The following is a 22,348-nucleotide window of genomic DNA, read 5'->3' as shown; positions in this document are numbered from 1 at the left end:
TTCAGAATCCTGTATAAGCCGCCACAAGAATGGCAACTATCCCAATACCAATAAGAATCAGAATCGGCTTCCAGACAAAGCCAAGCCATTTATCATAGCTTACACCCCCCAGGGCAATTACTGCCATCAGGGCACCGTTGGTTGGCACTACCATGTCCATCAGTACGGCCCCGTACTGGTAGGCCAGAACACAGACCTGACGGGAGAGGCCGATCAGGTCAGATAAGGGAACCAGAATGGGCATGGTCATAATGGCCTGGCCGGAATAACTTGGTACAGGCAGGTGCAGCACGGCATGGGCCAGCAACATAGACACTCCGCTAATACCGCTGGGTAAATTTTCAAGCGGACCAAAAAGTCCCTGAATAATACTGTCGATTACCATTCCTTTTTGAAGTATGAGGGTAATACTGTAGGCCAAACCCATAATAACCCCTGCAAAGATCATCTCCCGAAAGCCTTCAATATAGGTTTCCCCGGTTTTATTGATACCCATCTTCCCCAGAAGGCCCGCCGTAAGACCCAGGAAGAAAAAACAGGCAGACAAATGATTAATATCCCAATCCCATTGCAGCAGGCCGAATGTCACCAGGCCAAAAGTAGCCACCAGCAGGCTAAGGATAAGGAAACTTCCTTTATCCATTTTATGATTGTGAGTATCCAGTGCAATCTTCTCTATCCTGTTTTTGTTGGCATAGCGGAGCAGATAAGCTGTATATATTATAAAGGCTATCAACAGGACCACTAAGCGGAAACCGCTTCCGGAAAGCAAAGGGAGTTCTGCCTCCTTCTGGGCAATAAGCACGGCAAAAGGGTTCATAGGGCTGAAAGCGCTGCCCAGAACAGTAGCCCCGTAACTAACCCCTATTGCCACAAATGTATTGTAGCCCAGGGCCCTGCTGAATAAGATGAGGACCGGCATCATTCCTATTACTTCTTCCTGCATGCCTATAGTTGCCCCGGCCGCTGTAAACATGGCTGTAACTACAACAAGCGCTACTGCTTCCCTCCCCGATACCAGGGAAACGATTTTGCCCAGGCCCTGTGCCAGGGCCCCTGTTTTTTCAATCACATAAAAACAACCCCCTATCAGGAGGATCAGGACAATTAAATCTGCCCGGCCGATTAGCCCGTTCGGGATGGCCAGCAGAAAATCCATTACCGATACGGAATCGGTCTCAATAAGCCGGTAGGAATCGTCAACCACCCTGCTAATACCCGTTTCAGGGTCTGTAATGCGTTCGAAAGTGCCCTGCGGGATAATAAAGGTGAGGCCCCATGCCAGGGTGATCGCCCCCAGCATGATGATAAAGGCATTCGGGAAATTTTTCATGTATGGTCGGTTGGCAGGGGGGCACCGGGCTCCCCAGGCTAAATATATACCAAAATTGGTTGTGTAAGCCTAAAGCCGGTTTAATCTTATCCTTCCCAGTATCCGGAAAGATTCCTTGCTGCCGTTTGGTTCCCTGCCTTACAGGAGCAGGTCCCCAACCTGTTGCCAGTCTTCCGCCCTTTCGAACCCAGTGGTATGGATATTATGAGGAGAGGTAAAAAGGATACTCCGCCCCTGAAAAGCCTGCAGGTTGTGGCTCCTGTCGTCAATAAGGACATCCCCCCTTAAAATATGTTTGTCTCCGCAAAGGATGCGGTTACGCCAGTGAATAAAGGGAAAATGCTCGTCCAGCCACTGATGCTTTTCGATCAGGGAATTGGGAAACTGCATGGCTGCCGAAGCCACATAAACCTCATATTTCCCGCTCAAAGCCTGTAGCACCTCCCGACTGTAAGGAATCGGCTCGAGATTCCTGAAAAATCCGGGTTCGTAATAGTGTTGCCAAAGGTGATCCCGATGTTCCGGGACCTGCTGCCAGACCTCCCCTCCCATACATTGCTCACGGGTCAGATTAGCTCCGAATTTCTGGTTGTATCTGCGGATGTGCTCGCCGTAGGTATCAGCGATTACCTCATCCATGTCCACAAAGATGGTCATGTAACAATTTTTTACGAAGTACTTAAAAAAAAGCATGAACCCCAAAAGCCACAATCCCAAAAAGGTGGTTCTTGTCTTTTTAAGGAATTGAAAAAATGGGTCATCAATGCTCAGAAAGGAGCCTACCCTTTGTCCTGTAAGAGGCTTTGAAAATAATCCCTTGCAGCACTATCTGCCAGCTTTTCAATAGCGTCCAGGAAGCCCGCAGTGGTTTTAACACCTTTCGCCACCCTGTATTCCAGCAATTCCTGTAATTTACTTTTTCCAATACGGGATTCCAACTGTTTGAGCAATAGGGTTGCCTTTACATAATAAGTCAGATACGCCTTTTCGGAAAAAAGCGTAGCACTCCGAACTGATCCGGCCCCTTTGGCTTGTTGGGCATATCGGTCCAACAGGCGTTCGGCCGATTCCTTATCGAACTGTTCCAGGACAAGAAGCATGGAGTAATTTGCAAACGCTTCATTCATCCAGGGTTCCTCCATAAAGTCAGCCCCGGTCCACCAGTAATGGGCGATCTCGTGGGACAGGTTCCCGTAATCATCAAAGTCCGTCCCCGTAATGATCATGGCACCCCGGGAAAACTGAAAGCCAATTTCATCCCTGGTACAATTTCGGATAACCACCTTAAAAGAATCGATGGGATCCGGCGTTCCGAAAGTTTCATTGAGATACTTTATACTGTTTTTCACCTTCTCCCCCATAGATTCTATCACAGTCTGTGGAACATCCCGATTCACAAAAAATGTTATTTGATCACTGTAAGGGCGGTGTTCCATCTGCTTGCCGGCCAGAATTAGGACTTCGTCCATCGGTTGGGTACTTCGAATTTGAATTGCACCCTTCTCACGGATTACTTCAGATTCCATATGACTGACCAAATCGAAATCAGTGGGAAATTCACGGATGGTCACATCGTATGTAAGTTTCCTGTCCAGGTCGCCGTATTTCGGGAACCAGAACTTATCCACATTCAATTCGATCCAATCCGAATCCAGGTGATTGTTTTTACGCAAATCAAAATTGTAATGAAAAAAAATTTCCCTGGATTCATCCTGTTTAAGGGAATCGCGAAAGTGAAGCTTCCAGAAAGGAAATGGCCTCCCTTCCCTGGAGCCCAGGGCAAAAGAGTCCAGTTTCGCACTATTGATTTCAAGGATATTGAAAGCAGGGTTCAGTAAAAACGCAGCAGTATCTGACGATTCCTGAATCTGTGTGGTATACCAGGCTTTCACTTCAAGCACGGAATCCCTGAACCGGAGTTCCATTTTTATATGGTCCGCCGGGCTGGCATATCCCTGCAATCCAAAAAGCAGTAATAGGAAATATAATGAATTTTTCATGTTCGTTTTATATAATGCTGTCGGCTCCTATTGTGTTTCTATTCCTTTAAACTATCAAATTCGACAAAATGAAATTCAGGGGACATCTCCAGGAGTTGTCTCAGAATAGCTGCATGGCCATTGCCGAAGATAACCATGATACGGTCTTTGGGGGAGGTTGTAATTCGCTGGATATTCCTGAAAATTCGCAGGTTTCGGTTATACCAGTACAGCGAAAGCATGTCTGCGCCCCGGTAGTCCCCGAGCTTAAAGTCGCCGGTCAGGTAGAATCCATAATCGTATTTATGAGATCTGCGGCTGTTCATCTCAGAAAAATAGTCGATAAGGGGCATTTGGCTTACTTTCCTGGAGTCATCTTCATACCATTTCGTGTAAAGCGAATCATAAAGCCCATCACTTCTGAAATCGTACGCTTTTCCAAGGGCATCGAAATAGGTAGTGTCCATCTCATAGAGGTCGTTCAACAAGCCCTGCGCATCAATGGAATAAATGGTATCCATTTCCAGTTCAGCCGCAAGCCGGATAGCCAGCTGGTAGCGTTCATCTCTTTTCTCCCGGTGCTTCCCATTTTTATATTCTCTAAGTTTCGCTACAGCTCCCCAATCGGGAAAAGCTTCAATGGCAATCTTGTTTGGCCTGAATTTTTTCAGATAATCGACCAATTCTGTGACCTCTGACTTTTTGGGTTCTCTAAGGACATCTATTTTGTCCTCTTCCAGGGTTTGCATGGCATCCAGGCCGGGATAATCAAAATGAAAAGACCCCACCACCAACACTTCAGCCCGATCCCGGGGGAAATAATCCTCTATGGATTTCACCTTGGATTCCGTTAGTGGCGACGCCTCTTCCCGGCATCCCGATAAAACCAACACTAGCATTAAAAATGCCAGTTTGTTTAAACTAATAAGGCTTTTTTTCATTACTCTGAAGTTATTTGGTTCATTCCGGCATGTGTTTAAATTGATATTAAGGGTTCAATCATCAGCAAGAAACGCACTGATTTCTGCATAATCAAGGTCCGACCGCCCCTTTATATAATCCTTTAGTACAGCACGGTGGGCCGCACCTATAATAACCAGCACACGGTCTCCGGCATTTGTGAGGTCTGCTATGTTCTTCAGGATAGTCAAATTGCGCTTATACCAGGCAGCTGAAAAGTTGATGCCCAAGGGCTGCTCCTCATTACCAAATGCCAATAAATCCCTGAGATAAATTTCGGTAGCCGCGATATCTGCCTTATCTGAATTCATCCTTAAAAAATAGTCGCTCAGGGTCATGCCCTGCAGCAGCCTGGATTCTTGTTCTGTATAGGCCCGGATGCTGCCTATAAAATCATTCAGTTCCTGTTCTTTCCCTGATTCCCTGCAATATTGCATTAACGGCTCAAAGGGCAACTCCATCCGGTAGTCAATTCCGTAGACTTTTCCATGGCCCTGAAGGGATGCCAGTCGAAAGCCAAGCTGGTAAATTTCATTCTCGGGCAGGGTGAAGTTCCCATTGAGGAACCGCTCGTAGCGAGCGTTTATTGTATCATCCCGTCCCGCTGGGTATTCCAGTAATATTTTGGTCGGGTTGTAGGCCCTGAGCTTTTGGATCAATTGTAGGATTTCAGCCTGCCGTTTCTGACCCAAAAGGCTATCTGCCTTTATAGCGGCCAAATCACTGGTTTCCCCGAAATGGAAGACTCCGAGCAGGGCGATTTTTATTTGTGCGGAAGGGTCCGGATCAGTTTCCTGGGCGCAGGTATAGTAGCTTGAAAGAAAAAGTAGTAATAATAAGGTTATGCGATATACAGACTCCATGAATGGTGTTATAAGAAGTTTGTTTTGAACCTTGTTACAGAAGGGCAGAAAAACTGCCTGCAGGAAATATTCTTATCCCTCACTAACTATAATAAAGACGTAATATTTGAAATATTGTTACAGCTGCCCTTTCAATCCCCGGAAAGCTACCACTAAACTAGCCAGCGATAATCACGTATAAGTTTACCGGTAAAAAAGAACTTAAAAATCCCTATCTTACATAACCTTTAAATGACCTAAGATTCTTAAAATCAGATCCATGAAAAAAACGATCGCCTGTATGTTGGCCATTTTTGTCCTGGCCTGTTCCAAAAATGATGACGGGCCTTCAACCAACCCAAATCTGGCACTGGTAACGGGCACATGGAGCCTGAGCTCTCTGCTGATAAGTCCGCCTCAGGACATTAATGAGGACGGTACCTCTACAAATAATATCCTGGATGAACTTAGCTGTATTTCAGCTACCCTTATGATAAATGAAGATAACACCTGGTCTTTTAGCGGTAATGATGTCATTGTCACTACAATTACCGGTGGGCTTTTTAAGTTTTTTTGTGAAGACCTGCCCCGAAACAGTTCGGGAATCTGGGATTTACAAAACAATACGCTGCGGCTCTCAGATGGCGTGTCTCTCACCGAACTGTCAATTGATACAGACAATCTGACCCTCACCAATACCATTGGGGAAACCCTTCCCGGTTTGCAGGCCGAAGTGTATACCAAACAGTAATGCCCTTCAGCTTCACTCGCTGTGCCGCTGAAGGGGTTACTTGTCTTCTTTTTTAAAGATATACCCTTATTTGCTTTACTTTCCCAGTCCTCCTGAAGATTTCATCGCTTTGGGCGGTGTCCAGCTTGAGTCCCTCTACACGGTTAACGGAGCCATCATTAAAATGGAGTTCCACAGCAGCCTTGTTTGATTTTGAGTAGAGAACCGGAACCTGGCAATAGGTAAAGGCCAGGCATCCCGCCGGAACATCCAGTTGTTGTTCCTTTCCATCGGAATCAACATAGTTGAATACAGAAGCATTTTTCAGGTATTCGGCTTCCTGGAAAATTCCCTTGCCAAAATGCAGGCATCCCCCCTGAATCCTCAGACCCAGCTCTTCCCTTCGGGCCAAAATATCTTCCTTGACCTGCCCGGTCATCCCCGGCTGCTGCGCGCCCCTGTGGGCAGGGGTATGCGAATAAGGATCGGTGGGAAAGGCCCCGTAGAGTGCAGGGGGTTTATGAAATCCTATCCCTTTGTTGATATGTTCGTAGTGTTCAATGAGTCTCTTCGTAACTGAAGCTTCAGCCCCACTGTCCAGCGCCTGCAGGCAACATTCCTCTACAGCCAGCAGCAGTTTTGACACCATATGCCAGTATATAGAACCAAGTCCTTCATATCCAAAGAAGGTACCCGAACGTCCGGTAAAGGATTTGTGGTCAAAGACCGCTTCAAAAATATCCAGTACTTTTTCCTTATCGGAGGCCACAAGATCCTGGTATTGGTCAGGCAACCCTTTCAAAGTTTCCTTCACAGAGCCGGCATTGATGAAATTTCCATTAAAGTGGTAATCCCCGTTCACATCCTGCTCAATCAGCTGCCGGTTGCCGTCTGCAACTAATTTTTTGAGTAAATCGGAAGCCTTAACCTCTTTTGCGGGCACCGTATTTTTGTCCACAAAGCGGGGAAGGTTTTTATCCGGATACAGGATATAACTATACTGGTCTTCCCGGTACAGTGCGCTTTTGCGCAAGGCATCCATGACTTGCAGGGCATCCACTGGCTGCAGGTAACCCGAACTGAGCACCGCAACCTGTCCTTCCAGCATTTCATTCAGGTAAGAGATACGAATACCGTCTCCCTTAACAGACATCAGGTTATACGAATGATACAACTTATCTGCACGTTCATTGGCCACTATAGTGTGGTCCAGATATTCCAGGGTAGTATTGGTAAAGCCCATCAGGCTTTCCGAAGAAACGGCCGCTTTGGCTCCGGAATAACCATTCTTATAGATACCCCAGCGATAGTTGCTTGCCGCCTTTCCAAGGGCATCCACAATGGCTTTGCGCTGTTTGTCGGATACTTTTCCCTTTAAAACCCCCTTGTGGGATTCCAGGGTGTCTGACATACTGTTAAAAAAGTCATTTAACTCGCTGGAAATATGAACTGATTCCGGTTTATAGTTATCCAGCATCTCCCTGAAATAACTCAGGAACCTGCGCATGTAATAAAGCGTCACCATGGAAACACCGTTGCCCACCAGGGCATTGTTGGCATCATTCCACTCGGGTCGTTGGGTATTGAGCCAGATCCCGCCTTCCGGGATAAAGTTGGATACTTTGGCCAACAGGGATGCCAGTAATTTTTCTAGCAGGTTTACATGATGAGGACGCTGATCTTTTGACCAGATCAGGGCCCCGTCTGCACCCAAACCAGCCTTTCGTTTGACAATAGCATCTTCCAGTTCGTGATCAAAATCGATGGTATCCTTAGGATTCTGCAGTACCTCCTCATAGGTTTTAATCTTGTAGGGAACATTGGCATAAACAAATATTTCTGCTCCCCAGTAGTCCATTAAGCGGCCCGGGTAGTAGTCTTCAATAAATTCCAGGAACTTGAGCAGGTAAATAATCTGGTGATCTCCCCAATAGCCAATGTAAGACCAGGGATCATCCGGCTCAATCACCTCCCAGTCTATGCCGGATTTGGTAACCCTGTAGGGGTTATATCCGTCAAAAGTGGACGCGTTCAGGAACTTATGGATCATATTGTCGATAAACTCAGGATACGAGTGGGCCAGTGCCTCCCAGTTCTGGAAAATATCCCGCCAGTTCCCTTCGTAATCCAGGATTTTTGATCCGTCAATTTCAGATTGGGTGTTGATCGAAAAACGGTTCCAGGGACGGCTGGGGTCTCCATGTCTTCGGCTAAATTTTAAGGGGAGGTATTCATAGGCCAGTCGCATAAAATCAGCATCGGAACTACCGGAGGCCAGCTTTCTGAGGGCAAACAAATCAAATATCTCAGGAAGCGCTTGCAGCTTGCTGACCTGCTGCTCATATACAGCCTTATTGGCCTGTTTCAGATAGGGCAGGAAATCCCGCTTTTCCAATTGGTAGTTGGAATCGATAATACCGCCTCGCATAATATTGTACATCACGTTGGAATAGTGACGCATGGTCCGGATGCGGTCTGCTGTTAACTGTAATCCGTCTGCCGAGGCAGTTAAATGTACCAGGCGCTCGGTACCCTTGTCAATATCTGCCAGCAGTTCTTTTTTAAGTTCAGAAGGATTAGAAAGGGAATCCAGCATTCGGGCGATATCTGTGGGCCCCTGGTTTACGTTGGCTACCAGCATCCACTGTTCTCTTCCTCCTGCTTCCAATTCCATACGGGAATGGATGAAATAGGCACCTTTTTCCCCGCGGATGTCGCTTTCCTGCCTGAGGATTTGGCCCGTTCGGAATGCATCAAGCTGCATGGAGGATATTAAATAAAGTGGCTGCTCAATTCCGAGAGACCAGACAATATTGGCCTTGAGGGCCTCTGCCGGTTCAGCCTTATCCACAATAATAGCGCTCAGGGCATAGATTCCCAGGCCCTGTTTAGCCTCCAGCTCACTTTTCTTATAGGCATCCACCAGGTTACTCCTTGAATTCTGGACTTCCGGATTCACACCGTAGGGGATAATATTCTGCAGGCCATCCAGCAATTCGATGACTGCGTTTCCTTTTCCATGGTTTTCAATAGAAGCCTTCTTGACAAAACCGTAAAGGTTACTGGAATTCCATTCATACCTGAAGGTTAGTTGCAGGTCTTTGTTGACTTCCTCGAATACTATCTTATTACAAAAAGCATTTTTATACAGATTTCGCTCTACCTGGTACATCCCCTTGTAATGGTCTGAAAAAGGCTCCCAGAGGAAAACCTTCTGGTCCCGGCTCAGGCGGATGATGGTTTTACTACCTGTAATTTCTGCGGACTCGGTTATTTTATCATCCGTATAATACGGAAATAAGGCGAAGTCACTGTTTTTTCGCCCCGCGGTAAGGCCGCCATTGCTGGAGATAAACATCCAATGGTTGGAGTCACTTACCACACTCATAAAAAAGGGCCGCATCCGATCGCTATTGCTGATCTTGTAAAAGGTTTCCCCTTCCATTTCGACAAGTTCTCCCTGAACCGGGGCGGAATTAGGCTGATACTCTGTATTTGATACGTATATTGACTGACTCATATGTATTATTTTCTGACTAATAATTCTTCTACTTCTTCCAGGGTCCTGCCCTTGGTCTCAATTACAAATTTCTGGACAAAAAGCACGGCGCATAGCGATAAGACGGCATAGATAAAGAAGGTCATGGTAGGGCCCAGGTTAGACAGCTCCCAGGGGAAAACCTGGGTAACGGAAAAGCTCACCAGTGAATTGAAAAACCCAACCACTGAGATAGCAATCCCCTTGATTTTGCTGGGAAATATCTCTGAAATCAGGGTCCACATCACCGGCCCGAGCGAAATGGCAAAAGAAGCCACATACAACAAGATGGCGATTAAAACCATGGTCGCATTAATTTGTATAAAATTGGTGATTTCATTTCGCTTGAAATCGAGGAATTGCTCCGGGCTGAGACGGCTGCTGACGGCTTCAAAAAGCACGGCCTGCCCGTCAAAAGACTTTCCTTTAAGGTCCGTAAGTTCTTCACGCAGTTCTTCATTACTCATTTTGGCCAGGGTCGCCTCGTTAAAATCGTAGGTGGCATTATTAAAGGCAAGGGTCGCCATCAACAGTGCAATGGTCATACAAGAGGTTCCCAATAGCAACAGGGGCTTTCTCCCCAGGCGGTCGATCAGCCAGATGGCTACCAGGGTAAATACCAGGTTGGTGAGGCCCACCACAATAGCCTGCAGGAAGGACGAGTCCGTACTGCCCCCTGCCTGCTCGAAAATGGTTGGGGCGTAGTAAAAAATAGCATTGATCCCGGTAATCTGCTGGAAAAATGCAATTCCCAGCGCAATGATCATGATGGTGGCGTATTTGCTGTTCAGGATATCAGAGAGTTTTCCCTTGGGCTCCTTTTTATCCACCCCGCGCTGAATCTCGTCTATTGTAGCCTGGGCGTAGAGCTGCCCGCCTATTTTTTCCAGTATCCCTCGGGCCCGGGCACCTTTATTGCGTTTCTGTATCAGCCAGCGCGGGCTTTTAGGAACAATAAAAAGTGCCAGGAAATAAATAAGGGCCGGAATAGCCTCCACCCCCAGCATCCACCTCCAGCTGTCCTCTCCCAGGTTGACCAGAAAGTAATTGGAAAAATAAGCAACCGAAATCCCGATCACAATATTCAGCTGGTTAAAGGAGACCAGACTTCCCCTTAATTTCGGAGGGGCAATTTCAGCGATATAAACCGGGGCAATGAGGATGGCGCCTCCAATCCCAATCCCTCCGATAATCCGGGCAATTATAAATTCTGCGTAACCCGTTGCCAGGGCAGACCAGGTTGCCGAAATCGTAAAGAGCGCAGCAACAACAATGAGTACACTTTTTCTTCCAAAACGGTCGCTGACCGGGCCTGCCAACAGGTTTCCGGCCATTGCGCCAAAAACGACACATCCTACCGAAAACCCGAGCATCCACTCGGTCATTTCAAAATAAACGGTAATTCCCCGGACCGCTCCTGAGATCACGGCACTGTCAAATCCCAGCAGAAAACCGCCTAAAGCCACTATCAGGCTAATCAGTACGGTATAGGTCTTATTCATCTTTACTGCAGTCTCGGTTTGCATGGTTGGTTGGTTTACGGGTTGGTACTGTGGCTACCTTGGTCTGGGCAGGCTTCCTTAAAAGCGGGTGAAAAAATAAGCATTTTCTGAAAGAATCCAGCAATTTTATGGGAATAGCTATTGATATACCCTGATGTAATCGACTTCCATAGTAGCACTTGTAAAGTTCGGATCAATGGCACCTCCTAGATTACCGCCCATAGCGATGTTCAACAGAAAGTAATAGGGCTTGTTGAAAGGACGGTTATTCCCGTTCGACAGGGTCCCATAGTTGCGATCATCTATGAAAAATGTTATTTCAGATTCATCCCAAATGATACCATAGACATGAAAATCTTCCGATACCCCCTCTTCAACCGTAGAGACTACGCGGGCATTACCCCCGTAGTTCAATGGGTCATGGGTGGCACCCTGAACCACATCCTGCTTATTACCAACATGTTCCATTATATCAATTTCCCCGGAGCCCGGCCATGGATTGGTATCAATATCCGATCCCAGCATCCACAATGCCGGCCAGGTTCCCCCACCGGACGGCAGCTTGGCCCTGATTTCAATCCGCCCGTACCGGAACTCAGCCTTTCCTTTAGAAGTAATTCGAGCTGAAGTAAAGCTATTGCCATTTCGGATGGCATTTATCCTGAGAATACCCTCTTGTACCACAACATTTTGAGCATCACTGGTATATACCTGAGATTCCCCATTACCCCAGCCACATAGATTGGGGCAGCCATCTCCCAGGTTGTAATTCCAGATGGCGGAATCCGGAGGGCCCGGCACTGTAAACTCTTCTGACCACACCAAAGTATCAAAACCACCTGTTTCTCCGGCAGGAGGATTTTCGGGATCCGAAGGAGGTTCGGGCATAGATATTTCTATGGTTACCGGGATGGTTTTAGAAATTGACTGCCCGTTCACACCAACAGCAACCACCCTGATCTGATACGTGAATCGCCCGGGAGTAGTAAATTGCTTCAATACAGGTTCTCCGTAACTGACGGCAGTTGTTCCGTCGCTAAAGTAAAAATCAAAACGTTCTGCGTTCTGAGCAGTGACCGTAAAAGTAACAAGCCCAGAGCCATCCGAACTTATGTTTGCAGAAACCTCCAGGTTTAATGGGGCCAAATCCTCTGTGGCTTCTGAGGACCCTTTCTGGCAGCCCATTAGAATGAGCAGCAGACTGAAACTAAGTTTCAGCTTTCTGAGATTTGGCATAAATGACTATTTAAAACGGTTGTCGCCAGTGGAGACAGGCAGACGATTATACCCATTCCGTTAGTTGAAAGGGTTGTTGGGAAGATACTCAGGAAATTGGAGATATTCCGGAGAATTACAAAAGATTTCTCCTACAGACGGCATATTCAGGCTAATGGTCTTCTAAACGATCTCAGCACTCAGGCCTGCCTGCAACAATCGGGTACAGCGCGGCTTCAGGTCGTCGTACTCTCCTGTTTTAACGGTGCATTTCCCATTGTGATGCACAATAAGGGAACACTGTTCGGCCTGTTCCGGACTGTGGTCACATACCTCGATCAGCGTTTGAATCACATGGTCAAAGGTATTTACCTCATCGTTAAAGAGGACTATTTCATTGAGGTGCTTTTCCAGTTCCTCAACTTGAAGGGACTCCAGTAAACGCTCTTTGGTACTCATATACAGAGGGTTTGCTACGAATATAATAAAATTTTATTCTCGTGGAGCTTGTTTATAAAAAGTTATAACCCAAAGATATTCATACTATTACACAATGCTTCTGAAAAAGGATTCTCAGGTATCCTTTAAAAAAACAGCAAGGGCCCATTGCTCTTTAAAAGAGGTATCCTGCTTTAGTAGTCCGCAGTTATTTGCGGTCTGCTCCAGATCGGGTATGTCTTTACTGTAGAAGCCACTCAACAGGAGCAGGCCGCCGGGTTTAAGTGATTTCGCATAGCTGGGCAGATCAGCCAGCAATATATTTTTATTGATATTCGCCAGGATTATATCAAAGGCAAGATCCTGGATTTTTTCTGCCCCTCCCTGTAGTACTTCCGCTAGCTTTACCTCGTTGGCAAGGGCATTTTCAAGGCAGTTTTCCACGCACCAGGGTTCAATATCTACTGCAAATACGGGAGAAGCTCCTTTTTTGGCAGCCAGGATGGCCAAAACACCGGTCCCGGCCCCCATGTCCAGAACTGCTTTTCCTTCAAGGCTTTCCATTTGCAGCAGGGCTGAAAGCATGAGGTAGGTGGTTTGATGATGCCCGGTCCCAAAGCTCATTTTTGGGGTGATTACCAGGTCATATGCTACAGATTGGTCAGGCTTTGGGTGGAAATCAGCCCGTACCACACATTGATCCCCAATGGTAATGGGTTGATATTCGGATTCCCATACTGCATTCCAGTTTTCAAGGGGTACCCTGTCTATCTGGTATTCCACAGACCAGTCCGGGTGCTTGAGGTAAGGCAAGGCTGCAAAAGCCTTTTCATCCCAGTGTTCCTCCTGAATATAGGCCTTCAGGCCATTGTCTGTTTCTTCGAAACTTTCAAATCCCAGTTCCGACAAGGCAGCAATAAAAATCTCAGCAGCCGGATCAGGCGGGTTCAGGGTCAGGGAACATCGGATATACATACAGCTCAGCCTATGGCTTTAACAATGGCCATAAAGTCATCCCCTACCAGGGAAGCCCCACCGATAAGGCCTCCATCTACATCCGGTTTTGAAAAGATTTCGGCCGCATTTCCGGGCTTTACGCTGCCCCCGTAAAGGATGGATACCTTTTGCGCAATAGCGTTTGTATAGGCATCTGATACAATTTTGCGGATATAGGCGTGCATTTCCTGTGCCTGTTCCGGGCTGGCTGTCTCCCCCGTTCCTATGGCCCATACAGGTTCGTAAGCCAGGACAATTTGCGACCAGGCAGACTCGGGAAGATCAAACAGGCCGTTCTTTAATTGTTTGGCTACCAGATCAAAATGTTTTCCAGCCTTTCGGTCACTGAGCTCCTCCCCAAAACAAAAGATGACCCGCATATTTTTCTCAATGGCCTGTTTTACCTTTTTAGCAAGCAATTCATCCGTTTCATGGAAGTAAGCCCTTCTTTCGGAATGCCCAAGGATTACAGTATCTACCTCTATATCCAGCAGCATGTCTGCGGCTATTTCCCCTGTATAGGCCCCATTGTCAGCAAAATGCATATTCTGGGCTACCACCTGAATAGCCGAACTTTCCAGTTGGCGTACAGCATCCGCCAGATTGACAAAGGTGGGGGCCACCATTACCTCGGCATCCGTATCCGGCAATTTAGCGGATAATTCATTCAGCAGTATCTCAGTCTCCCGGGCCGTTTTGTTCATTTTCCAGTTTCCGGCAACAATCTTTGTTCTCATTGTGTGGCTTGTTTTTGGCGTTCTTGTATTTCTTTTAGTTCTTCCATGGTATAAACACGGTAATCTTCCCCGTCCAGTATTTCCCCGGCATATTCCTCTATAGTCTGGGTAAAACCTGCAGCTTTTCTGCGCTGGTTGACATTTTCATGGTCTTCTATTGGCCAGATCAGGTTAATTTCTTCCGGGGTATTCCAGAAATAGGTCATGGCCTGGGTGCCGTATTGCTGTGGCAACCCTTGGTTCATCAGGGATCGGTCCAGCATCATGGCATACAGGCGGAAAGGGAGTTCCCCGGTTTCGGCTGCTATTTTAATCTGCGGCAGGAATTCATCAATGCGCTCGGAATGCTGGATTACGTACCAGGCCGCCCGGTCCGTATTGGGGCCCACCAAGCTGGTGCCGGGATAACCGTATTCACTGATTATAGAGTCGATATAGACAATGTTTTGCTGATCGATCTGATATTGTTTACCCATATTTTCCGGGGTGAGGTTCCCGCGGTACAACTGGTCCCGTTCCAGGATGCTGTCAAGGTTTTTCTTCAAGGCCTGCAGGTACCGCTCCTCTGCCGGAAGTTCTTGGAGTTCCAGCTGATCCAGGTCGTTATAGTGCAATTTTTGCACTATGGTCCCTTCCTGCAGGAGCAGCACCCCCGGGTTGGACCGCACAATGGTCTTCAGGGTGGTCTGGTCCGTAAAATACCAGGGAAAGGACATGCCGTATTGCTGATTTAATGCTTCCGTCTGTTCCTGAGAAGAGGCAGACATGCCGATTACCGAATATCCTTTACTAGTAGCAGAGTCTATAATGGTTTTGAGGTCTTCAAATGCCTTTGGTTCGCTTTTGTTCAGGTCATAGGCAATGACCATAAGCAGGTTTTTTCGCTTCAGGATCCCGGAGGCCAGGTCTATTCCCTCTTTCTCAATGGTAAAATCATGGATGGGGGGCTCGTAACCGGGTTGGATTTCCCGGGTCCCGTCCAGGCCTACGAATTCCCCTTCTACTTCCGGATAGGCCCCATTGGTCGTAATAACTTCCTCTTCCCCATTAATACGAAAGCGCCAGTCATATTCAAAAACCGGTTTGGGGGCATCTTCCGGGATTTCCATTCCGCGGGGGATGTTGGCACCAATGTGATACGGCCTGAAATCCATTGATGGCAAATGATTGAGCACCTGGTTTGCAAAAAGGATACAGGCCAAAACAGACGCCAGGGTAATGCCCAGCCTGAACTTCCCGCTACCCAGAGGAGTAAGGTGTTGACGACCCCAGAATAAAAGCAGGATAGCTCCCAGTAGTACCACATCTTTGGTAAAGGATTCCCAGGGGGTTAGTTTAACAGCGTCCCCGAAACAGCCGCAATCCGTTACCTTATTGAAATAAGCCGAATAGAAAGTCAGGAAAGTAAAGAACACAATCATCCCGAGCAGTGTCCACAGGGTTAGGCTTCTGCGGAATCCAACCAGCAGGGCAACTCCCAGTACTACTTCCAGGATTACCACAAACAGGGCAATGGCCAGGGCGTAGGGTTCCAGAAAAGGGATATTCAGTACGGCTGCACTGAAATATTCCTCCAGCTTAAAGGAAAAACCGACCGGGTCGTTTAATTTGATCAGGCCGCTGATAATAAAAAGTATCCCTACAAAAAGGCGAAGGAACCAGATGAGGATTTTCATGGGCAATCAGGATTTTATGGCGGGTTGGGTATTCTCTTCCAGGTGGATCATAGCGAAGACCGCATAATTGATGATGTCCTGATAATTGGCATCCACCCCTTCGCTAACTTCCGTCTTTCCCTGGTTGTCTTCTATTTGTTTTACGCGAAGCAGTTTCTGCAGGATCAGGTCGGTAAGCGAACTTACCCGCATATCCCGCCAGGCTTCCCCGTAATCATGATTCTTTGCCTCCATCAGGGCTTTGGTCCGGCCAATGTGTTCATCGAATAGTGCCAGAGCTGCTTCTGCATCGAGATCAGGTGTTTCCACTACCCCTTTTTCAAGCTGAATAAGGGCCATCACAGAATAATTGATGATGCCGATAAACTCGGCCTCCTGCCCTTCTGCCACCTTTTGCACCTGCTTTTCCTGCAGGCTTCGGATCCGCTGGGCTTTGATAAAAATCTGGTCTGTCAGGGAGGGCAATCTCAGGATGCGCCATGCGGCTCCGTAGTCCTTCATTTTCCGGCCAAAAAGGTTTCGGCACTGGGCGATTACCTGATCATAAGCTTTTGAAGTTTCCTTCATAGGTTGCTTTAATTTATGTACTTTTCCTGCGACTTTTAACAGGGCTTAAAAGTACTTTTTTTCTCGGAGCAATCCGATTAAACCTTCCAAAGGTATTGATTTATGACGATTTGTTGTAAGGGCAGGCTTATAGACCTCAGCATCCCCAAAATAATGGGCATTCTGAACTGTACCCCCGATTCATTCTACGATGGCGGGCAGTACACTATTCCGGACCTGGCTTTCAGACAGGCTGAGACCCTGCTGGAGGAAGGGGTAGACTTTATTGACATAGGCGGCTACAGTTCCCGGCCGGGAGCTTTGGATATTTCGGAATCCGAGGAGGCAGACCGGGTTCTCCCTGTAATCGAAAAGCTGGTAAAGATTCGCCCGGAAGTACTTATTTCCATAGATACTTTTCGTTCTCAGGTTGCCCGGCAGGCCCTCGAGGCCGGGGCCGCGATGGTTAATGATATTAGCGGGGGCCTCAGGGATCCCGGGATGCTCCCGTTAATAGCTGACAAGAATATACCCTATATCCTGATGCACATGAAGGGAACGCCTCAAAATATGGCAAGGCAGACGGAATACGATAATTTGCTGATCGATCTGCGCTATTATTTTTCAGAGCGCCTGTCCGAAGCCCGGGCCCTCGGGATTACCGATTGTATTATCGATCCCGGTTTTGGTTTTGCCAAGACCCGGGAACAAAATTTTGTCCTGCTCCGGGAACTAAGGGCCTTTGAAATCCTGGAGGTCCCCATCCTGGCCGGGATCAGCCGGAAATCCATGATTTACAAAACCCTTGATATAACTGCCGGGCAGGCCCTTAACGGCACCACTGCCCTGCACATGATCGCGCTGCAGAATGGTGCCAATATTTTACGGGTCCACGACGTAAAAGAGGCGGTTCAGTGCGTCCGGCTGCATCAGCAACTTCATGCAGGGTAAATGGAAGCTGGTTCTGTTAATTTTTCTACTTTTACAAAAAGCTGCGCAGATTGGACTTCTTAAATTTTCTGGATTTCAGGGTAACGGATTTTATAGACATCCTGCTGGTAGCCGTGTTATTATTTTACTTCTACCGCCTGGTAAGGGGAACTGTGGCCATCAATATTTTTATCGGGATTGTGATCATCTGGGGATTCTGGAAACTTACCGAGCTGCTGGATATGCAGATGACCAGCAGCATGGTGGGCGGTTTTATGCAGGTAGGCTTAATTGCGCTGATCATTGTCTTTCAGCAGGAAATTCGAAAATTTCTCCTGGTAATCGGCTCCACGAACTTTGCGAATAAAAAACGTTTTATCAAACACTTTAAATTCCTCAAACAGGAGGGCCTGGGGACCCTGCTGGATGTGGATGCCGTAATGAGTGCCTGCGAGCGGATGGGTAAAACCGGAACAGGGGCCATCCTGGTCATCGAAAGGGATACCTCTCTGGATTTTATCCGCTCCTCGGGCGACCCCATGGAGATTGAAGTAAATCAGCCTATAATCGAAAGTATTTTTTACAAAAACAGCCCCCTGCACGATGGAGCGGCCATCATCAAAGGGAATTACATTGTAGCTACCCGGGTAATACTGCCGGTATCCCGGGAGCGTTCCATCCCGCAGCGATTCGGGCTAAGGCACCGCGCGGCAGTGGGCATTACCGAACGTTCGGATGCGCTGGCCCTGGTGGTAAGCGAGGAAACCGGCCTGATATCCTATATCAAAAACGGGGAGTTTGTACTCTACAAGGATATGGAAGAGCTCGGCAGGATGATCCGAAAAGACCTCAATTAACATGCAATGTAAAAACTGTAATACCACCCTGCGAACAGATTTCGCCTTTTGCCCGGGCTGCGGGGGGAAAATCGTTTTGAAACGAATTACCTTCAAAGGCCTGACCTCCGATTTTTACGACCATTACTTCGACCTGGACAACACCTTTATCCGCACCTTTTTAGACCTTTTTACCAAACCGCAACAGGTCTTATGGGCTTATGTGGAAGGGGTCCGCAGGAAGTACGTCAACCCCATGAGCTACCTGGCCATTTCCTTTGCCCTTTCCGGAATTTTGTTCTTTGTGATGAAAAAGCAAATAGACAAACTTCAGATGGATCTTTTCAGTGGGCAGATGGATTCTGAAGCCGGACGAAAAATACTGGATGTTACCATGGAATACAGTTCCCTGATTATGATCCTGTACATTCCTATCATGGCCCTGGCAGGCTATCTGGTCTTTAACAAGAAAGATTTTAACCTGCCCGAGTACACTACTGCTGCAACTTATGTTTTGGCACAGTACAGTATTTTTACTTTTCCAATTAGCCTGATTTTATTGCTGCTATCTCCTGAAAGCTATATGAATTATTCGCTTTTTGGAATTTTAATACTAGTAGTCTACACGGGTTTTGCATTTGCCCGTTTTAACGGAGGGAAACTCAGGCAGCAGCTTTTGCGTTTTTTTATTTACGGGATCATATTTGTAATCGGGTATTTTGGGCTGTCCCTGGTATTGAATATCATTTTTTTCCTGACCGGGGTTTTGGAGATAAAGGATTTTCTGCCAAAGCAATAGCGCTAAGCAACTTCTTCAGCCATAAATTGGGCCTCGTACAGTTTGCTGTAATAGCCGTTTTTGGCCAGCAGGGATTTATGGGTACCTGTTTCCACAATTTCACCCGCCTCCATCACCAGGATCTTATCAGCTTTTTTGACGGTGGCCAGACGGTGAGCGATGATGATGGAAGTACGCCCCTCGGTTACTTTTTCGCTGGCTCGTTGGATAAGTTGTTCGGAATACGTATCCACTGAAGAGGTTGCCTCATCCAGGACCAGGATACTGGGGTTGCGCATATAGGCCCTTAAAAAGGCAATAAGCTGCCGCTGCCCGCTGGAAAGCATGCTTCCCCTTTCTTTTACGTTGTACTCGTACCCTCCGGGCAGGCTGGATATAAATTCGTGGACGCCAATTTGCCGGGCCGCTTCTTCAATGTCTTCCCGGGCTATATTGGGATCACGCAGGGAAATATTATTGGCAATGGTGTCTGCAAACAAAAAGACATCCTGGAGTACTACTGCAATATTATTGCGCAGGGAAGCCAGTTTGTAGGATTTACAATCATGTCCATCCAAAAAGATGCTACCCGAATGGATTTCGTAAAAACGGTTCAACAGGTTAATAATGGTGGATTTTCCGGCCCCTGTAGCTCCAACGATGGCCACTTTTTCCCCTGGCTTCGCCTCAAATGAAATCCCGTGTAAGACTTCCTCATCTTCCACATAACCAAAACGCACGTCCTTAAAGGAAATGGCTCCGTTCATGTGCGCGACCTCTATGGTCCCTGTATCCTCTATACGGCTGTCGGTATCCAGGATTTTAAATACCCGGCCCGCAGCTACCATCCCCATCTGCAGGGTATTGAATTTATCTGCGATTTGCCGCAACGGCCTGAAGAGCATTTCTATAAAAAGGATAAAGGCAAAAATAGTTCCCGCTATATCCTGATCGATGTTGGCGATATTCTGCAAGCCTCCGTACCAAACTACCAGTCCGATGGCTATGGAAGTTACAATCTCAGCTACCGGAAAGAAGAAGGAATTGTACCAGACTGTCTTTAACCAGGCATTCTGGTGCTTTTCATTGATCTTCCTGAATTTTTCAGATTCAATGGCCTCCCGGGTAAACAACTGTACGATTTTCATCCCCGTTAATCGTTCCTGTACAAAGGAATTCAGGTTCGAAACCTGGGCCCGTACTTCCGTAAAAGCCACTTTCATCGCTTTCTGGAACAAACGGGTAGCATAAAGGATAACCGGAAGGATTGCAAAGACTATCAGGGCGAGTTTCCAGTTGAGTATCAGCATGATTAAGGATGCTGCCAGCATCTTGAGCAGGTCTGCTACAATGGTAAAAAAACCTTGTGAAAAAATCTCCCCTATCCGTTGCAGGTCGGCCACTGAACGTGTAACCAGCACCCCTATGGATGATTTATTGAAATACTGCATCCGAAAACCGATCATCTTTTTAAAAAGGTTGATCCGCATATCCTTGATAACAGATTCCCCCAGCCAGTTGGCATAGTAGGTAAAGAGCAACTGGCAAACCACCTGCCCGACCAAAACGGCCAGCATCAGCAGTGAAAGGTTGAAGAGCAAATCCCTGTCTTTGCCCGCAATGGCATCGTCTATGATATCCCGTAGAATCAGAGGCGACCAAACCGAAAAACCCGTCAGCAGGATCGCCGCCAGGGCTGTTCCGTAAAACGTAAGCATATAGGGTTTGGTGTAGGCCAGCACCCGCCTGAACAAAAAGAGATCAAAAGCTTTTCCTGTGTCTTTATCCATTGCTTTGATATATCCGATCCGGATAAACGATTTCCGTCAAATATAGGCCTTTTGCGGGTACAGAAACCCCCGCCCGGGACCGATCCCTGCTTTTTATAATAGTCTTAACATCTGCTACCGTCAGACGGCCTTTCCCCACCTCTACCAGGGTCCCTACAATGGCGCGGACCATATTGCGAAGGAAGCGATCTGCTGTGATGTGGAAGATCCACAGCTCCCCGGAGGCTACCCATTCTGCACGGCGGATCTCGCAGTTATAGGTTTTAACATCCGAATGTGCCTTGGAAAAGGCCTTAAAATCTTTAAATGTCATCATGCTGGCTGCAGCCCGGTTCATGGCATCGAAATCCAGGGGGAGGTTAACATGCCAGGCCGATTCCTGGGCAAACGGGTTTTTCTCCTGCACCAGGTGGTATTCATACGATCGGCTGATCGCATCGAAACGCGCATGGGCGTCATCGGATACGGGCACTACTCTTTTTACGGCAATATCCGCAGGAAGAAAGGCATTCAGCCGGGCTATAAAGTCTTCGGAAAAAGGTCCTTCCAGGTCAAAATGCGCCAGCATTTTCCGGGCATGCACCCCGGCATCTGTACGCCCGGCAGCAGTAAGGGCTACAGGGGAACCCAGCAAGGTACTGCTGCGCTCTTCAAGTACCTGTTGTACGCTCAGGGCATTGGGCTGCCGCTGCCAGCCATGATAATTGGTCCCGTTATAGGAAAATTCCATAAAATACCGCATAGATCTTTGGGTATGGGAGTGCAAAGATAATGAATCAGACCTCCTTTGGCCTGCCTTTTTCAAGGAAGCGGGTATTTGCTAAACTGATTGGTTTTTACAGCGGGAACGGGTAAGTTGTAGTAAGGGGGCGGGGGCTTCCCCCGGGCCGGAAAGTTAAGTGTATCTTAAGTTCTACTTAACCCCTGCTTATCTTTTTCGCTTTCCGGACTGTTCAGACCTTCCCCCTTTTCCCTAGTTCGATAACTTCCAGGTCCTTGATATCACTGCCGTCAACCGCAAAACGCAACATAGTGCGAATTTGGTGGAACCCGGAAATACCACAGGCCCCGGGGTTCATGTGTAAGAGATTAAAGCGTTTGTCATATTGTACTTTCAGGATATGGGAGTGTCCGCATATAAATAGTTTTGGTGCCTTTTTGATCAGTTCCTCCCGAACCCTTTTCTGATAGCGCCCCGGATACCCTCCAATATGCGTAATCCAGACAGCCACATCCTCGCAGCTGAAGCGGTTGTCCAAAGGAAATTCCCGTCTTATTTTGTCATTGTCTATATTCCCATAGACCCCCCTGAGTGGATTTAATTGCTGCAGGGCATCGGTAACCTCAAGGGAGCCGATATCCCCGGCATGCCAGATTTCATCAGCTTCCTTTGCATAGGTAAGTATCCGCTCATCTATGTGGCTGTGGGTATCGGACAGCAATAATATCCTGGTCATTTGCTTGGTTAAGGGGCAAATATAAAAAGGGTACCTGAACTATATGAGCCTCAGGAATTAAAAAT

General features: G+C 47.4%; 20 protein-coding genes. 4 read left to right on the top strand and 16 right to left on the bottom strand.

The genetic code is table 11. From position 1 onward, the window contains the following. Position 1: 1 nt before the first annotated feature. The 5 genes from ACT6NV_RS10550 to ACT6NV_RS10530 form a co-directional block, all read right to left on the bottom strand. Complete coding sequence (locus tag ACT6NV_RS10550) at positions 2-1,333, bottom strand: YfcC family protein (RefSeq protein ID WP_445384414.1); 1,332 nt, start codon at positions 1,331-1,333, stop codon at positions 2-4. A 138-nt stretch (positions 1,334-1,471) separates the two neighbouring features. After that, positions 1,472-1,990, bottom strand: coding sequence for a 5' nucleotidase, NT5C type (locus tag ACT6NV_RS10545; RefSeq protein WP_445384413.1), 519 nt, complete (start codon positions 1,988-1,990; stop codon positions 1,472-1,474). A gap of 122 nt (positions 1,991-2,112) precedes the next feature. Then, positions 2,113-3,333, bottom strand: coding sequence for a hypothetical protein (locus ACT6NV_RS10540; RefSeq protein ID WP_445384412.1), 1,221 nt, complete (start codon positions 3,331-3,333; stop codon positions 2,113-2,115). Positions 3,334-3,371: 38 nt separating this feature from the next. Further along, positions 3,372-4,211, bottom strand: a complete 840-nt coding sequence (locus ACT6NV_RS10535) for a DUF5694 domain-containing protein (protein WP_445384411.1) — start codon at positions 4,209-4,211, stop codon at positions 3,372-3,374. Between the two features lie 96 nt (positions 4,212-4,307). Beyond that, positions 4,308-5,135, bottom strand: coding sequence for a DUF5694 domain-containing protein (locus ACT6NV_RS10530; RefSeq protein ID WP_445384410.1), 828 nt, complete (start codon positions 5,133-5,135; stop codon positions 4,308-4,310). Positions 5,136-5,394: 259 nt separating this feature from the next. On the opposite strand from ACT6NV_RS10530, the gene ACT6NV_RS10525 reads away from it, so the two are divergent. Further along, a complete protein-coding gene (locus ACT6NV_RS10525) occupies positions 5,395-5,865 on the top strand; it encodes a hypothetical protein (RefSeq protein WP_445384409.1) in 471 nt (156 codons plus the stop codon). 52 nt (positions 5,866-5,917) lie between these two features. On the opposite strand, the gene ACT6NV_RS10520 is transcribed toward ACT6NV_RS10525, so the two are convergent. The 8 genes from ACT6NV_RS10520 to ACT6NV_RS10485 all read right to left on the bottom strand — a co-directional run bounded on the left by ACT6NV_RS10520 (position 5,918) and on the right by ACT6NV_RS10485 (position 16,513). After that, positions 5,918-9,364: a hypothetical protein gene (locus ACT6NV_RS10520; RefSeq protein ID WP_445384408.1), complete on the bottom strand. Its 3,447-nt coding sequence runs from the start codon at positions 9,362-9,364 to the stop codon at positions 5,918-5,920. Positions 9,365-9,369: 5 nt separating this feature from the next. Next, positions 9,370-10,908, bottom strand: coding sequence for a sugar porter family MFS transporter (locus tag ACT6NV_RS10515; RefSeq protein WP_445384407.1), 1,539 nt, complete (start codon positions 10,906-10,908; stop codon positions 9,370-9,372). 114 nt (positions 10,909-11,022) lie between these two features. After that, positions 11,023-12,120 carry a glycoside hydrolase family 16 protein gene (locus ACT6NV_RS10510; protein ID WP_445384406.1) on the bottom strand — a complete coding sequence of 366 codons (1,098 nt, stop codon included), beginning with the start codon at positions 12,118-12,120 and terminating at the stop codon, positions 11,023-11,025. Between the two features lie 162 nt (positions 12,121-12,282). Next, positions 12,283-12,558: an ATP-dependent Clp protease adaptor ClpS gene (locus ACT6NV_RS10505; RefSeq protein ID WP_445384405.1), complete on the bottom strand. Its 276-nt coding sequence runs from the start codon at positions 12,556-12,558 to the stop codon at positions 12,283-12,285. A gap of 114 nt (positions 12,559-12,672) precedes the next feature. Then, complete coding sequence (gene prmA / locus ACT6NV_RS10500) at positions 12,673-13,512, bottom strand: 50S ribosomal protein L11 methyltransferase (protein ID WP_445384404.1); 840 nt, start codon at positions 13,510-13,512, stop codon at positions 12,673-12,675. A 5-nt stretch (positions 13,513-13,517) separates the two neighbouring features. After that, positions 13,518-14,270, bottom strand: coding sequence for a triose-phosphate isomerase (tpiA, locus tag ACT6NV_RS10495; RefSeq protein WP_445384403.1), 753 nt, complete (start codon positions 14,268-14,270; stop codon positions 13,518-13,520). Beyond that, positions 14,267-15,946: a BT_3928 family protein gene (locus ACT6NV_RS10490; protein WP_445384402.1), complete on the bottom strand. Its 1,680-nt coding sequence runs from the start codon at positions 15,944-15,946 to the stop codon at positions 14,267-14,269. Before ACT6NV_RS10490 ends, tpiA begins: the two co-directional genes overlap by 4 nt. Positions 15,947-15,952: 6 nt before the next feature. Continuing rightward, the gene (locus ACT6NV_RS10485) at positions 15,953-16,513 is read right to left on the bottom strand and encodes a DUF1599 domain-containing protein (RefSeq protein ID WP_445384401.1); all 561 of its coding nucleotides are present in this window, start codon (positions 16,511-16,513) and stop codon (positions 15,953-15,955) included. Between the two features lie 102 nt (positions 16,514-16,615). Between ACT6NV_RS10485 and folP the strand changes: the two genes are divergently transcribed. From folP to ACT6NV_RS10470, 3 genes are read left to right on the top strand one after another with little or no spacing between them, the layout of a single operon-like run. Then, positions 16,616-17,443, top strand: coding sequence for a dihydropteroate synthase (gene folP / locus ACT6NV_RS10480; RefSeq protein ID WP_445384400.1), 828 nt, complete (start codon positions 16,616-16,618; stop codon positions 17,441-17,443). 50 nt (positions 17,444-17,493) lie between these two features. Beyond that, the gene (locus ACT6NV_RS10475; RefSeq protein WP_445384399.1) at positions 17,494-18,279 is read left to right on the top strand and encodes a diadenylate cyclase; all 786 of its coding nucleotides are present in this window, start codon (positions 17,494-17,496) and stop codon (positions 18,277-18,279) included. A 1-nt stretch (position 18,280) separates the two neighbouring features. Continuing rightward, complete coding sequence (locus ACT6NV_RS10470) at positions 18,281-19,057, top strand: DUF3667 domain-containing protein (RefSeq protein WP_445384398.1); 777 nt, start codon at positions 18,281-18,283, stop codon at positions 19,055-19,057. Between the two features lie 2 nt (positions 19,058-19,059). On the opposite strand, the gene ACT6NV_RS10465 is transcribed toward ACT6NV_RS10470, so the two are convergent. The 3 genes from ACT6NV_RS10465 to ACT6NV_RS10455 form a co-directional block, all read right to left on the bottom strand. Continuing rightward, positions 19,060-20,826, bottom strand: a complete 1,767-nt coding sequence (locus ACT6NV_RS10465) for an ABC transporter ATP-binding protein (protein ID WP_445384397.1) — start codon at positions 20,824-20,826, stop codon at positions 19,060-19,062. Continuing rightward, a complete protein-coding gene (gene truA / locus ACT6NV_RS10460) occupies positions 20,819-21,568 on the bottom strand; it encodes a tRNA pseudouridine(38-40) synthase TruA (RefSeq protein ID WP_445384396.1) in 750 nt (249 codons plus the stop codon). The genes ACT6NV_RS10465 and truA overlap by 8 nt, the downstream gene beginning before the upstream one ends. Positions 21,569-21,779: 211 nt before the next feature. Further along, positions 21,780-22,283: a metallophosphoesterase family protein gene (locus ACT6NV_RS10455; protein ID WP_445384395.1), complete on the bottom strand. Its 504-nt coding sequence runs from the start codon at positions 22,281-22,283 to the stop codon at positions 21,780-21,782. Positions 22,284-22,348: the final 65 nt, after the last annotated feature.

Source organism: Robiginitalea insularis (genome assembly GCF_052497835.1).
Note: the sequence above shows the minus strand (reverse complement) of the source record. Positions and strands in the feature narration are given on the sequence as shown.